A 14,136-nucleotide genomic window follows, 5' to 3' on the forward strand; every position below is an offset into this window, starting at 1 on the left:
TTTATAATAATATTGTAAGGTTGTATCATGAAAATTGAAGATTTACGGGACGATGGTGCGGTTAAAAATTGGTTCGTATATGTGAAGCCGAAACCGTTAACGGAAAAAAGCTATTTAAATTCTTTAAAATTGTATTGTGATTTTGTGGGAAAGACACCTGATGAATTAATTGCTGAAGCTGATAAAGAAGCTGAAGATGGAGTTCTCTTAAAAAGACGAAAAATAAAGCAATATTTTACCAATTATATTGATTATCTAAATAAAAGTGAAAATTCAGGAAACACAATAAAATTAAGATTAGCCGTAATAAAGAGTTTCTATAAAAAGAACGATGTAGAATTACCATCTATTCCAAGAAATGAAGATGATACATGTTTAGAAGGAAATTTAAAAATTCCAACAAAAGAAGAGTTGCAGGAAGTTTTAAAAGAATGTGTTTGTCTTAAAAAAGCAATTATTCTTGCAGGTGTTTCAAGTGGATTATCTTCAAATGAAATTCGGAATTTAAAGATAAATCAATTTAAAAACGGCTATGATCCTGAGACAGAAATTACAACTCTTCCATTAAGAAGAGAAAAAACAAAGGTCGATTTCATTACTTTTTTTTCACCTGAAGCTTCAAAAGCAATTTGGGATTATTTAAAATTTCGAAATAATAGAACATCAAAAAGAAAAGATGCATATAGAGAAAGACAACTTGAAAAACAAAGGGGCTTAGATGATGGATACTTATTCATTAATTCAAGGGTTCAAAAAGAATATGTTGAATCTGGAAATGACGAAGACCGAAAATTAAAACGAAATACATTCATGGAAATTTACAGGTCTATTTCTGAAAAATGTAATATGAATGCAGAAAAAGGAAAATACAACCTTATTAGATCCCATAATTTAAGACGATATTTCTATTCAGCATTAACAAATAATGGGTGTAATCATATTATTGCTGAATTTTTAATGGGACATAAACTTTCTGAAACGGAAATAGGATACTACAGAGCAAACCCTTTGAAACTTCGAGAGCAATATCAAAAATACGTTCCTTATTTAACAATTCAAAAAGAACTTGATATATCTGTAAGTCCAGAGTTCCAAAAATTACAAGAAGAAAATGAGAATCTTAAAACTGAAAATTACAGAGTTAATGTTGAAAGAGAAGAAATTAAAAGAATAAAAACAGATGTTGATATAAAATTAGAAGATAATGAAAAACAATTAATGAGATTAGATTTTAGGAACAAAATACAATTATTAAAAATGAGAAAGAAATATGAACCTAAATATGCTGAAAAGATACAAGAAATGATTGATAGATTGCAAAATTCAATAAATATTTTAGATACTAAAGATTATAAAGATTTAGAATATATAGAAGATGAATTTTAATTATTTTCGGAAAATTAAAACATCTTATTCTTTCTTTTTTATTTTAAATATATGCAGCCGAAGGAATTTTCAAATAAAGGAATAATTAGGAATGATTTATGTTTATATAATTTTTATCATGAATTTTATAATTAATTTTATAATTAATTTTATAATTAATTTTATCATAAATTCTATAATTGAAAATACTGAAAGACTTTAAAGAAATATAAATGAAGGATTTTCTACGAGTGAAATCTTTCTACAAATTTTTTAATTTTTTTCGGAAAAATAAAACATCTAATTCTTTCTTTTTTTATTTAAGGTGATTGCAGTTCCTTCTTTTTTCAAAAAATGATTAATTTGGTGTTTAATTAATCACTATCGGTTGAAAGCCACCTTTTTAAATCGTTGTTGGGTAAGGGAGGCATGGACGGAGGCAATGAATAAACCATTTCTCCCTCTGCCTGTCCTCCTCGCAATTATAAATGCTCGTTGATCAATCGGAACATACGTTCCGATCTCTCTGTTCGTTTCAACTAGAAGGTAAAAAAATAGCTGGCGACACTTTGATTATATGTATTAGAGTTTGGTGGATAATCTTGGAACTGGTTTAAACCAGGAATATTTTAGCATAGTGGTTCGGATTTTATATCTCTCACTCTTATATCGGGATATAGGTATCTTCAAAAAACGCAACGCTAGTTCAAAGGTTATGCACAACTGCCTATTTTAGAAATTGCCCTAACGAAAATTTATTAAATTTATAAGCTCAGTTTAATAGAAAAGATTGTTTTTTGTAGTTATTTGTATGAACTATGTGAATTATTAATTTTGAATGAGTTAATAAATGGATAAGAATATATTTTATATATTTCCTAGATTTTTTAGACCAAAAGCAATAATTATCCATTTATTAGATATACCCAAATGGAATAGAACTTATGGATTATATTATATAGTTTGACTTTTAATTGCAAAGTCTATGATATATGGATATCTGTTAGATAAGGCTGAGATCTCGACATGTGGTCGTTCACGTGTTTCTAGTTGTGATACGCCAAGAGAACTTTATGAGTATCCTCCTTCTGAAGAGTTATTAAATTTTAATAATAACTTATCTAAGGTGGCACTATTACTCACTACTAGCGAAAAGTGCTTAAAATCAACAATTATTTTTGACTCCGAAGATATGGATTCATTTGCGAATATGAAGAAGACATTCTATCACAATTGTTCTGATATTCAAACACAAGATATGAAGAGTAGTTTTTATCAGATATTAATAGAGCAGTCCATTGTATCTGTTATTTCCAGTTGGGAGTGTTATTTTTATGATATATTTGAACGAATTTTGAATGATGATGAATTTTTAGCAAAATTGACAAATGATGATGAAACATTTAACAAATTCTTAAATTTATTTAATATTCAAACTGTTTACGCTAGTTTTTTAGAGGCGAATCAAGGTTCTATTATTGGTCTTAAACTTGGTACAAAACTTCTTGAAAAGAAAAAGATTAATTGCCAAGATACAGATCACGTTAAGGATTTACTTAAAACTTTATTTAATATAAAAATAGTAGAGATTGAGCCTAAATCTTGGAACTCGATTTATAATTTGTTTCAGGATCGTCATACAATAATTCATAATAAAAAAAGTAGTATGATTAATGAATATAATAAAGAAAAAATTGAAAAAATCGCTAGTTCGATTTACAATTACATCAAATATATTGATAAAAGATTATTTATAATTGTTAACGATGAATAATCTTTTATCATTCCAATTAGTGAAGATCAATTATTAAAGTCATACAAAGTCTCAAGTAAGTAATTTTGGAGCAGTTGTAAGTTTTTTACTTCTTTTGTATCCAAATTTATTTTATCTCCTTTCATAATTCAATATTTCATTCTCTTCAATGTGCTTCTATGCTTAATTCCTAACTTTCTTGCCTTTTCAGGAGTCAAATACAAAATTTTGTTGCCTTTTTCTATAAAAAAGAATTTATTTCAATAAAATTAAAATTTTATTTTTTGCATAATTAGAAATTGAAGACCAGAAAATAATAAAAAGTTCGAATTTATAGAGAACAAAATAGAAACTTTTTAATACGCTACTTTATTTACATTAATGTATTAAATAATTCAAACAGAAGTTGGCTTTAAATGATACTAAAAAAGAATGTAGTGGTTCTTGCGAGTGGAGGAATTGATTCCACTGCATGTATTCATTATTATCTATCCCTTGATTTTAAAGTTAAAGCCTTTTTTGTTAATTATGGTCAAAAATCTTTAAACATGGAATATAGAAGTGTCCAAAGAGTTGCATCTCATTATAAAATCGAGTTAGAATCTGTGAACTGTAAGTTTCAAAATAACTTTTCTAGTGGGGAAGTAATTGGAAGAAACGGATTTCTGATTTTATCTGCAATTTTGGCGAATCCATGCTTTAAAGGATTAATTTCTTTAGGGATACATTCCGGCACCTCTTACTATGATTGTACACCTGCTTTTGTTTCTGATATAAACAAGATAATTGAATCCTATACCAATGGACAAGTAAAGTTAGATACTCCTTTTCTGAGTTGGGAAAAGAGTATGATCTATGATTACTGTAAAAATGAGGGCGTACCTGTTAATTTAACTTATAGTTGTGAAAACGGTGGGGATGAACCTTGCGGTGAATGTCTTTCTTGCTTGGATAGGGGAGCTTTAGATGTTAGCCAGAAAAATGAAAATTAAGTTTAAAGATATTGATGTGGGAACAACTCCAATGTTATTACCCTCATTTTCAAGTAGACTTAACCTTCATCCTTCCAAAATATTTAGACTTCTAAGCGATATTGTAACAGGACCTTTTCTCATAAGTTCTTATGATTACTTTTATACAAAAAATTTTCCAAGTATTACGTTTCCAGAACTTATATTTCTTGACAGTGGGGGATATGAATGCTCAGTTGATTTAGATGTTTCTGAAATTGGTCTATTTAAACCAAAATCTCATGTATGGAATGAGAAAAAACATTTTGAATCATTAAATAAATGGAACTCTGAAATACCAACTGTAATTATTAGTTATGATCATCCATCAAAAAGGGAAAACTTGGATAAACAAATTGATGACGCAAGAAATCTATTTCACAAGAAAGACGATTGTTTAAAAGAAATATTACTCAAACCTGAAACTTCAAAATTGCCTAGAGTAAATATCAACAATGTTATCGACAAAATAGATTCGTTAAGAGAATTCGACATAATAGGTTTTACTGAAAAAGAACTTGGGACATCTGTTTTAGAGAGAATGATAAATATTGCTGCTTTAAGGAAGGGAATGGATGAAAAGGATTTTCAGAAACCAATTCATATTTTTGGCAGTTTAGATCCTATTACCACTCCGCTTTATTATTTTTCTGGTGCAGATATTTTTGATGGTCTCTCATGGTTAAGATTTGCTTATGATGAGCAAACTGGTACGGCATCATACATAAATTGTTTTGGACCAAAGAAAGAAGGTATTCATGTAAGTATGTATGTTCATTGGGTACATATGGTATATACCAATTACAACTACCTTAGAAGACTAGAAATAGACTTAAAAAAATTCAAAGATACTCAAGATTTCAATATTTTTGGAGAAAATGGGCAATTCTTCAAAAAATCATATGATGATCTTTTAGAAGCAATTGGAGGATTTTAATGGGCGGATCTGGAGGCGGATTTAGTTATCAATCATCAAGTGGATATAAAAATGAACTTGATAAGATTAGAAGAGAAAGTTATGATGAAGCTTTTGAAACTAGTGTAAATGCATTTATTAATGAAAAACTAGGTTCAGCAAATTCAAGAGATGTGGATAAAACAAGAGAATATCTTGATACAATAAAGAATGCAGTTCAGGAAGACATTGAGGGGGTTGTTGAACTCCAATATGGTGGATCCGTCCGCAAGTTCACTTATGTTGAAGGGCTTAGTGATGTCGATGTATTGCTAAAAATAAATAAATCAGAATTATCTAACAAAAGTCCCAAAGAAATATTAGAGTATATCAAATCAAAGTTGGAAACAAAGTTAACTAATGCTGAAGAAATAAAAGTTGGAAAACTAGCAGTTACTGTGAAGTATAAAGACGGAACCGAAATACAAATTTTGCCAGCTATTAAAAGAGGAGATGGTTTCAAAATACCTTCTCGGAACGGAAAGGAATGGTCGAACGTTATTAGGCCGGATAAATTTGCATCTCGACTTACTGAGGTAAATCAAAGTTGTGGCGGTAAAGCGGTACCTGTAATTAAAATAGTTAAACATATCAATTCAAAGCTTCCTCCTGATCAGCAGTTATCAGGATATCACATTGAATCGTTAGCTATTGAAATCTTTAAATCGTATCCTAGTGAAATGAGCCGAAGCAATAAAACAATGCTAAAGTACTTTTTTGAGAAGGCTAGTGAGAAGGTTAAGAAGCCAATCAAAGATAAAACAAATCAATCACTACATGTTGATGATTATCTTCATGGTGAAAATTCACCTCAAAGAATGCTTATGAGCTATATACTAAGTAGAACATATAAACGAATGAAAGCTGCTGACGACATGAAATCAGTGGATGCTTGGAAAGACATTCTCGGTGAAGATTGATGGACTATGAACTATTACAAAAATATAATTTTGCAAAAATAATTGTGAGAGAGTTTGGATTCCATCATGAAATTCATTGGCAATCTAAGGTTTCATTTGAAGATTTAGACGAGGAGACTTTTTTGCGTGAATTTTCATGGGTAGTTCTTTCTTCAGGAATGAAAAATACAGTAATCGAGAAAAAATTTGGTCCAATATCTAACTGCTTTTATGAATGGAAATCCGCATCTTTGATTGCAAAAAATTGTATCAAATGTTTTGAATCTGCAATTCAAATATTTAATAATAAAGCAAAGATAAATGCTATAATCGATGCTGCAACTAAAATAAGTAAGCAAGGATTTGCTAATATCAAAAAATTAATTGGGAAAGATCCTATTCATTCTTTGCAGAAATTCAAGTTTATTGGACCTATCACAGTCTATCATTTGGCAAAGAACATTGGCCTGGACTTTGCAAAACCCGATCGTCATCTTCAGAGAATTGCCTCTATGCATAACTATTCTAGTGTTCAAGACTTTTGTAGAGATATTTCAAAGCATAGTGGTGATAGCGTTCCAGTCGTAGATATTGTATTCTGGAGATTTGCTACTATTGAACCTGATTATGTTAATGTACTATATTCTTTAAATATAACTCCAAATTCACCAATGTAATATTTGCACAAATATTTTTTATAGTTTTAATATTCAATAGAAATAGAGGAAATTCTATTGACAGAGCTTGAAGCTTACAAAAAAGAAATCAAAGGTCTCGAAGACAAAGCAAACATGATGAGGGACATGCATTCATATCAATTCCAACGTTATGAATGGATATCAAAAACTTTTTCATTAATTATAATTGTGCTTTCAGCAATAGTAACTCTATTAGCTATAGCTGATCCTAGTGTATTTTTTATAGCTGGGAATTACATAAACCTTTTTCGTAATTGGATTTCGATCTTAGCATTTATCATATTTCTGTTATCTCTTTGTGATAAAATATACGGAATCAACGAAAAAGCAGCAAAACACGAGCAAGCTGTTAAAGTAATGACTGATTTTATTACCAAGTGTAATGATCTCCGCAAACTAGAACTCGAGTCATGTGGCGAAGAAGAGATTAAATTGAAAGTAGATTCATTACACTTTCAGTATTCATTAATTAACCACATGAACCCTTTTCCTACTATCTCAGACAGAGATTTCATGAAATGCAAACAAAGACATTTAATAAAAGTAGATGTCAGTAAAAAGCTAAGCAAAAATCCTTATGAAAATATTGAAGAATATACAAATAGAAAATATATCTACAGGTTTATCAAATGGATTAAGGGTTTGTTTTACTAATCAAGTGTCTCACACCTAATCCAAAGTTTTATCTTCTGGAATTTGTTTTCATTCCCTCTGTCACTTTTTCCTGAGTATAATTTAATTCACCCCTTGATTAATTCATAATTTCCTCGCTTCTCCAAGAGTTAAAGCCAAAATCTTCTGCTTAATCCGTCATCATTAATGAAAACCTGGACTTGGAAACATCCAAAGGCTGATCCTCAATATTATTAGCTTCTTTTCCTATGTAGACCAGACCATCAGCCGGAATTTCTAATCTCTCATCTGTCTTTTCCCACTTTACAACTATACTAACGGTCAAATTGGAGTCATAGACTCCATCTTTCTGTATGCTACAACAAGCATATTGAAAATTCGAAATGAAAAATGATAAATCTGTCATCTTTGGATCGAGGGCAATGGTTCGAATTTTACCTATCTTACTCTTGTGTCGGGATATAGGTATCTCTAAAAAAGTGTACGCTACTGAAAGATTTCTACAGCACTGGTTTTTTTTCTAATATTGCCTTATCTAAATAATACTGATTAAATTGTAGTTTCTTCTGGATAAAATGCAAAAAAGTGTACGCTTTTGTAGAGATAATGCAAAACCATCTACTTTGAAAAGTTGCCTTAACAAAAAGTTACTTTGTTTCTCTTTACAAAATTTACCTAAAAAAAGAAGTTAGTTTTTTGTATTTAACTGTAAAATAGTCACAGCACAGCTTTTTAGAATTTTCACTCACTTTAATGGCACATATGTTATCTCTATTAATTAAACATGTTTTATTTTCTGTTAAAACATATAGGTAATTTCCAATCTTCAAAATAATTCCGTTAATAATCATCCCATTTTTTAAATATACAATAGCCTTTGGATAACGAGCATTACAATATCCAGCACAAAAAGCAAGATTTGTAAAAGTTAAGAAGGCAATGATAAAAGATGGAAAAATTATTTCAAATGGGACACTAAGTTTATAAAACCCATATATAATAATGATTACTAGAAAAGGGATTAAGTATAATAGTAAAAATCGTTCACATTGGTTTATTTTTTGACATTCAAAGGTCTCAAATTTATCTAGTAACTTGCGTTTTTCCACAAATCTTTTGGTATTTAAGTGAACTATTTTGTGCATAACATATTCGACAAACAGTAGTACCAAACATAGGACAAAAGCCCAAAATGAGTCAATCTCTAATTTAAAAATTGATAAGTTGAAAAAATAGGGGGCATATTTTTCAATAAAAAATTCAACAAGACGTATTAAAATGTATGGTCCTAGTAAGTAATTTATTACAAATAATACACCTGCAAAGTAATGTGATGCTACGCTATACTCTTCAACTTTTGTTTCACCCCAACGTACTCCAAAATAATAAATTGCAGCACTGATAAGAATAACCAAAGTTGGAATAAGTTTAATTAAATCATCGCTTAAAGTAATTTCCATTTTATCACTGAATGAAGATATTATTATGTTAATTGCCCATTTTATATCCTATATGTTCTCTGATTATAAAGGTTATTCGAAATTTATAGGGTGTTAATAATGCTCCTCAAAGACTCTGATAAAAATATTATTAAAAATACAACAACGGTTTCTTTTAAAAAAAGTATTAGTGGTTTTAAACTAGAAAATTTACATAACTTTTATGAGTTTTCTTACTTCATTAGTTTTCAGATTGATTTTTCCATCTTTAAAATACTATCCTTTATCTTTTTAAAGTACTTCTGTATTTTATCCCTAATTCCCTAGCTTCTTTTAGACTTAAGTCTAAGATTTTCTGCCTAATTTCTTCCTCATTAATGAAAACTTGAGCCCCAGTAACATCTAAAGGTTTGTTTTCAATAATATTGGTTTCTTATTTAATGATCCTTATTTAACCCTCCAGATTTGTATAAATTAAATAGTTCAAAGACTATAAGGCTCGAATCCCATAACTTACAAATATAATTATAAAATAATATTCGGTATGAAATATTGCACTCGGTGTGGTGTCAAGGCCGGTTTACTTTTCCTCACATTAGCCGGTATAAATTTCCTCATATGCTGATATAAATTTTACTCAATTTTTTAAAAGCTTACTCTAAAATCACTGATACATATTTCCCATTTTTATTCCCTGTTTTTTCCTTTCCTTTAGCCTATAACTCTCTCCTTTTATGTTAATCGTAGTAGAATGATGGAGTATGCGATCCAGCACAGCAGCCGCTATTACTTGATCCTGGAATATCTCCCCCCATTCTCCATATGACTTGTTTGATGTCAGGATCGTTGAACTCTTTTCGTAACGTCTGGAGATTAGCTGAAATAGGCAGTGAGCTCCATCGTCATCAAATGGGAGATAGCCTATTTCATCAATTATCAGCACTTTATATTTCGTCAAATCCCTGATCTTCTTTTCAAGAATTCCTTCTCTATTTGCTATTTTCAACCTCTCAATAAGGTTTCCTGTATTCGTAAAGTAAACCGAAATTCCTGCTTTTACTGCTTCAATCCCAAGAGCAATTGCAAGATGAGACTTTCCAACGCCAGGAGGACCAAGCAAAACAACATTCTCTGAATTATGAACAAATCTCAAGGTTGCAAGGTCTTCCATTACTTTTTTATCAATGGATTTCTGAAACTCAAAATCGAATTCTTCAAGCGTCTTTTTCACAGGAAAACCTGCACTTTTCATCCTTCTCTCAATTGCAGCAGCTTCCTTGTGTTTCTTTTCCCGTTCAAACAGATAATCAAGGACTTCCATTGTTGTCTTGCTGTCCCTTGCAGCAATTTCAAGGCAGTTATCAAGGAGCTCTTCGATTGTATTCAGTTTGAGGTATTGCAGATTATTGTGAAGTCTCTCATAGGTGAAGTTGTTCATTCAAAACCACCTTCACTAAACGTTTCATAGACATCAAGAGACCTTTTTTCAACTTCTGGACCTGAGAATTTCAACGGAATCTGTGAAGCTTTCTTGCATTTTGAATTCTCTTTAAGAATCTCGCTCAGAAGACCCTGGAAATGTTCCTTTTTCCTTGAAACTCTGCAGTTTCCGGGAAGAATTTCATGTTCACAGATCTTCTCATAATCAACATAGACCTCGAATTTTCCTTCAAAGATCTGAAGCTCTGCAGTTCTTCCTGCAAACCTGTAAGGAACAGAATACTTATTTCCAAGGAACGAAATATAACAGTCTCTGGAGACCTTTCTGGTCTCCTTATGGACAACTTTGTAAGGAGGAACCTGACCCAGAAGGTTCAGGTTCTCCTCCTTAAAGCGTTCAAGAGGGATTTGATAGGTTGTTCCATGGACAGTTGAATTTACTCTTTCTAACCACCTGTTAACTTGGCCGTTCAGATCTTCGAGAGAGGTAAATTGTCTTCCAAGGAAGAAGTCCCTCTTGACATACCCTACCGTATTTTCAATCTTGCCTTTTGTCTGAGGCCTGTAAGGCCTGCATAACCTTGGAATAAAACCAAAGCATTTGAAAAAATCCTCAAACTGTGAGTTCCATTCAGAATCAGATGATTTTAAGGCTCTTTTGATAACAACCTGTTTCATGTTATCGTACAGAATTTCCTGTGTAAATCCTCCGAAGTACTCAAAAGCGTTCCGATGACACTGAATAAGAGTTGGAGTGTCTATGCTCAGTGTAAATTCAACATATCTCATCCTTGAATATCCAAGAATCATGTTAAAGCAAAAGAGTTTCTTTACCTTTCCATCAACCTCAACTGTTCCTAACTCTCCCCAGTCAACCTGAGCCTGTACACCTGGTTTTGTTTCGTAGCGAAGCACAGCAGGAATTCCTTGCTCAGGTCGGACTTTTTGTACGAAGTCCTTGACTATGGTTTTTCCTCCATCAAAACCTATTTCTTTGATTTCCCGATAGAGGCGAGAAGCAGTATAGGGACCTTCTTTGAGTTTTTCAAGAATGTAAGGTTTGAAAGGATCAAGCTTGCTCTTTCTTCCAGAACGTTTCTGGGGCTCAGGCAAGGTTTTCAGCAGAAGATACTTCCTCACAGTTTTCCTGTCAAAACCTGTTTGTCTGGAGATTTCACTTATGCTAAAGCCTTGTGAATACAAATCTCGTATCAATAGCCATTCCTCCATTTTCAACATTATTTAGGATCCTCGAGCTTTTCTCAAGGATTGGAAATTGGGGAATTTTAATCAGGCTAAAATGAGGAATTGTTCACCGGCCTTGACATGTGGAAAAGAATTAGGGATTTTTTCACTTAAACATAACCATAAAATTGGTGATAATAAAATAGAAACTTGGTGCCATAATTGCCATGTCAACCAAGAAAAAGAACTAAGAGAAGAAAAATATCACAAGATAAATGAACTCCAAAAAGCTGAGGTAAAGCTAAAATTAGAAAAGAAATTTGTAGAAAAAATAATCCAAGCTATTAATCGGTGTGATTCTTGTTTCATTAGTTTTAAGCGAGAATTAAAGAAACCAGGAGTAGAGATTAGAGATTATAAGTCTGAAGATGGCATTTTTACAATTAATGTACTTGGAAACTACACCTATCATAGGTATGATCACCGTTATACGACTGAAAATATGATGAAACAAAAAAGGTTTGGTTTCAAGAGCTGTTTAGGAAATATTATTGTACAATTGAGCAAAGAGAAACAGACTTATGAATATAAGGAGATTATAGTAGTGTTTTGGGGTGAAGAATACGATATGTATGGACATGGCAGATTGGTGAGATATGCCTCTTTTAAGTTAGTTCCAAGCACACTCAAAAAAATGGTTTTAGAAAATCTTTACGATTCTCAAGTCATACAGGTTTTTGATTACCATATTGGAGATTTTCCAAATGGTTTGGGTTGAAGTACTTTTTTGTTTTGAGTTCTTAGACCTTTTTACCCACGGTTTGTTCTTCGATGTAATTTCAGAGTTAATCCCAAAACTCAAAATCGACATTAATCAACGGTATATTGGCAGGCTGAATAGTTACAAAATAGGATAAATTCTTGCAAGTTATTAAATATAGAGCATATTCTTTCTTCAAATGGTTTAGATTTAATGACTTCCATTTCTCGGCAGATGCTTATAAATTTATAAAAATATTCTTTTCAATTTCCTTAATTTTCTGAAAAAAGATAATATATAAATAATGTTCATTATTTCTTTAATTATACTTTACTGAAAATTATTTAGGAGAATGTTTCTTTTTATGAGTTTGATGTTGGCATTTCTTATTGGGATCCCATTACTTATTTATATTCTGAGTCAGGGAAATGATAAAAATAATACTCAATTATTGAAGCAAAGAGGAAATTCTGAAGTAATACGTGAACTGAAAAAAACTGGAAATTATGAAGTAATACGTGATTTTGTTCAAAGAAACAAAAGAGCACCTTCGAACAGGGAACTTCAGAATCTGAAAGAGAAGTTTCATAACTGGAAAAGAATTAAGATGACTGACCAGTCACTAAAGGAGATTATAAATTTAGAACTGAACAAAATGAATGAAATAAAATTATTTAACGAGGGCTGTAGGCTGTCGAATGAAGGAAAGTATGAAGAGGCTATAGAATATTACGACAGAGCAATCTCAGCCGATCCAAGATATGCATTTGCTTGGTATAATAAAGGAACTATTCTTCTTAATATGGGCAGATACCAAGAAGCTATGAATTGTTTTGAAGAAACAAAACTTATTGATTCTAAATTATATTTTAAGTTGCATACAAAAAAAGGAGATGCTAAGAGCTTAATTAACATTGGTTACAGACTACTAAATGAAGGGAAATATGATGAGGCTATAGAATATTATTGTGGTGCGGTCTCAGTTAACTCTAACTATGTAGATATTGTAGCTACTAAATTGTTTGATATAGCCTGTAGATTCTCTTCTGAGAAAAACTATGAAGAAGCTATAAAGTTCTATGATAGGGTAACCTCAATTAAACCAACTCATATAGACGCTTGGTCTAATAAAGGAACCACTTTTCTTAAAATGGGGATGAACCAAAAGGCTACAAAATGCTTCAAAAAAGCAGATATAATTAAGAAAGATATAGAGCATAATTTACATCTTGTTCAAATAAGAGAGAGGGCTAGGAAGGAACGTGAACAAAAAAGAGAGAAGGCTTGGAAGAATCGTGATACAGGATTTTATTTGTCGAACGAAGGAAAGTATGAAGAAGCTATCGAATGTTATAATAAAGCTCTCTCTATTGATGCAAACATAGACGTTTGGTATGAAAAAGGAGAAGCTCTTTTTCATATAGGCAAGTATCAAGAAGCTATAGATTGCTATGACAGGTCAATTTCCATTGAGCCAAATGCAAAAGCATGGTATTACAAAGGTGTAGCTCTCTTTAAGCTGGGTCGATATCAAGAGGGCAGGAAATGCCTCGAAAAAGCAAAAAACATTAATCTGAGTTTATACTTGACTTTAGAAAGAGCATCTTTTGAACATATCGATATAATGAGTGGCTATGAATTTGAACAATTTCTTGGAGATTTATATGAAAAAATGGGATACTCTGTTAAGTATACACCGTTATCTAGAGATCAAGGAGCCGATTTAATTGTAACAAGAAATGATGTAAAAAGTGCAATACAAGCAAAAAGGCACAAAGGTAAGGTTACAACTAAAGCAATACAAGAAGTATTCACGTCTAAATCTGTGTATGAATGTGATTCCTGTATTGTAATAACAAATAGTTATTTCACTCCAGATGCAATTGATCTCGGGAAGAAGCTTGATGTAAAGTTAATAAATAGAGACGAGCTTAAAAATATGGTTGATAAATGTCTCTGACTTGAGAACATAGTCTATGGGATAAAAACTTTAAACTAT

The 14,136-nt window shown here is 31.3% G+C and carries 13 protein-coding genes; 9 read left to right on the forward strand and 4 right to left on the reverse strand.

What is annotated here, in order from left to right; genetic code table 11:
• Positions 1–27: 27 nt before the first annotated feature.
• The 7 genes from RSJ42_RS08255 (at position 28) to RSJ42_RS08285 (ending at position 7,334) form a co-directional block, all read left to right on the forward strand.
• A complete protein-coding gene (locus RSJ42_RS08255; protein ID WP_410510091.1) occupies positions 28–1,386 on the forward strand; it encodes a tyrosine-type recombinase/integrase in 1,359 nt (452 codons plus the stop codon).
• 964 nt (positions 1,387–2,350) lie between these two features.
• On the forward strand, positions 2,351–3,139 hold the full coding sequence (locus RSJ42_RS08260) for a hypothetical protein (RefSeq protein ID WP_410510092.1): 789 nt from the start codon (positions 2,351–2,353) through the stop codon (positions 3,137–3,139).
• A 395-nt stretch (positions 3,140–3,534) separates the two neighbouring features.
• Positions 3,535–4,110 (forward strand): 7-cyano-7-deazaguanine synthase, encoded by a 576-nt coding sequence (locus RSJ42_RS08265; protein ID WP_410510093.1) that lies wholly within the window; start codon positions 3,535–3,537, stop codon positions 4,108–4,110.
• Positions 4,085–5,065 (forward strand): hypothetical protein, encoded by a 981-nt coding sequence (locus tag RSJ42_RS08270; protein WP_410510094.1) that lies wholly within the window; start codon positions 4,085–4,087, stop codon positions 5,063–5,065. Before RSJ42_RS08265 ends, RSJ42_RS08270 begins: the two co-directional genes overlap by 26 nt.
• Positions 5,065–6,003, forward strand: a complete 939-nt coding sequence (locus RSJ42_RS08275; RefSeq protein ID WP_410510095.1) for a CBASS oligonucleotide cyclase — start codon at positions 5,065–5,067, stop codon at positions 6,001–6,003. Before RSJ42_RS08270 ends, RSJ42_RS08275 begins: the two co-directional genes overlap by 1 nt.
• Positions 6,003–6,659 (forward strand): hypothetical protein, encoded by a 657-nt coding sequence (locus RSJ42_RS08280; RefSeq protein WP_410510096.1) that lies wholly within the window; start codon positions 6,003–6,005, stop codon positions 6,657–6,659. The genes RSJ42_RS08275 and RSJ42_RS08280 overlap by 1 nt, the downstream gene beginning before the upstream one ends.
• 57 nt (positions 6,660–6,716) lie before the next feature.
• Complete coding sequence (locus RSJ42_RS08285) at positions 6,717–7,334, forward strand: SLATT domain-containing protein (protein WP_410510097.1); 618 nt, start codon at positions 6,717–6,719, stop codon at positions 7,332–7,334.
• Between the two features lie 148 nt (positions 7,335–7,482).
• On the opposite strand, the gene RSJ42_RS08290 is transcribed toward RSJ42_RS08285, so the two are convergent.
• The 4 genes from RSJ42_RS08290 to istA form a co-directional block, all read right to left on the reverse strand.
• Complete coding sequence (locus RSJ42_RS08290) at positions 7,483–7,719, reverse strand: hypothetical protein (RefSeq protein WP_410510098.1); 237 nt, start codon at positions 7,717–7,719, stop codon at positions 7,483–7,485.
• 265 nt (positions 7,720–7,984) lie between these two features.
• Positions 7,985–8,773: a hypothetical protein gene (locus RSJ42_RS08295; protein ID WP_410510099.1), complete on the reverse strand. Its 789-nt coding sequence runs from the start codon at positions 8,771–8,773 to the stop codon at positions 7,985–7,987.
• 643 nt (positions 8,774–9,416) lie between these two features.
• Positions 9,417–10,190, reverse strand: a complete 774-nt coding sequence (istB, locus tag RSJ42_RS08300; protein ID WP_410507346.1) for an IS21-like element helper ATPase IstB — start codon at positions 10,188–10,190, stop codon at positions 9,417–9,419.
• Positions 10,187–11,431, reverse strand: coding sequence for an IS21 family transposase (gene istA, locus RSJ42_RS08305; RefSeq protein WP_410507345.1), 1,245 nt, complete (start codon positions 11,429–11,431; stop codon positions 10,187–10,189). The genes istB and istA overlap by 4 nt, the downstream gene beginning before the upstream one ends.
• 82 nt (positions 11,432–11,513) lie before the next feature.
• Here istA and RSJ42_RS08310 point away from each other — a divergent pair, with 82 nt between their 5' ends.
• Both RSJ42_RS08310 and RSJ42_RS08315 read left to right on the forward strand, forming a co-directional pair.
• Positions 11,514–12,155 carry a hypothetical protein gene (locus RSJ42_RS08310; RefSeq protein ID WP_410510100.1) on the forward strand — a complete coding sequence of 214 codons (642 nt, stop codon included), beginning with the start codon at positions 11,514–11,516 and terminating at the stop codon, positions 12,153–12,155.
• A gap of 346 nt (positions 12,156–12,501) precedes the next feature.
• Positions 12,502–14,097, forward strand: coding sequence for a tetratricopeptide repeat protein (locus tag RSJ42_RS08315; RefSeq protein ID WP_410510101.1), 1,596 nt, complete (start codon positions 12,502–12,504; stop codon positions 14,095–14,097).
• Positions 14,098–14,136: the final 39 nt, after the last annotated feature.

Origin of the sequence: Methanosarcina hadiensis, from assembly GCF_046529725.1 — an archaeon.
Classification (GTDB): domain Archaea; phylum Halobacteriota; class Methanosarcinia; order Methanosarcinales; family Methanosarcinaceae; genus Methanosarcina; species Methanosarcina hadiensis.

What these genes read in the sequence shown, in the direction of transcription:
- RSJ42_RS08255 (WP_410510091.1), top strand. Translation starts at nt 28, where the DNA reads ATGAAAATTGAAGATTTACGGGACGATGGTGCGGTTAAAAATTGGTTC.
- RSJ42_RS08260 (WP_410510092.1), top strand. Translation starts at nt 2,351, where the DNA reads ATGATATATGGATATCTGTTAGATAAGGCTGAGATCTCGACATGTGGT.
- RSJ42_RS08265 (WP_410510093.1), top strand. Translation starts at nt 3,535, where the DNA reads ATGATACTAAAAAAGAATGTAGTGGTTCTTGCGAGTGGAGGAATTGAT.
- RSJ42_RS08270 (WP_410510094.1), top strand. Translation starts at nt 4,085, where the DNA reads ATGTTAGCCAGAAAAATGAAAATTAAGTTTAAAGATATTGATGTGGGA.
- RSJ42_RS08275 (WP_410510095.1), top strand. Translation starts at nt 5,065, where the DNA reads ATGGGCGGATCTGGAGGCGGATTTAGTTATCAATCATCAAGTGGATAT.
- RSJ42_RS08280 (WP_410510096.1), top strand. Translation starts at nt 6,003, where the DNA reads ATGGACTATGAACTATTACAAAAATATAATTTTGCAAAAATAATTGTG.
- RSJ42_RS08290 (WP_410510098.1), bottom strand. Translation starts at nt 7,719, where the DNA reads ATGACAGATTTATCATTTTTCATTTCGAATTTTCAATATGCTTGTTGT.
- RSJ42_RS08295 (WP_410510099.1), bottom strand. Translation starts at nt 8,773, where the DNA reads ATGGAAATTACTTTAAGCGATGATTTAATTAAACTTATTCCAACTTTG.
- istB (WP_410507346.1), bottom strand. Translation starts at nt 10,190, where the DNA reads ATGAACAACTTCACCTATGAGAGACTTCACAATAATCTGCAATACCTC.
- istA (WP_410507345.1), bottom strand. Translation starts at nt 11,431, where the DNA reads ATGTTGAAAATGGAGGAATGGCTATTGATACGAGATTTGTATTCACAA.
- RSJ42_RS08315 (WP_410510101.1), top strand. Translation starts at nt 12,502, where the DNA reads ATGAGTTTGATGTTGGCATTTCTTATTGGGATCCCATTACTTATTTAT.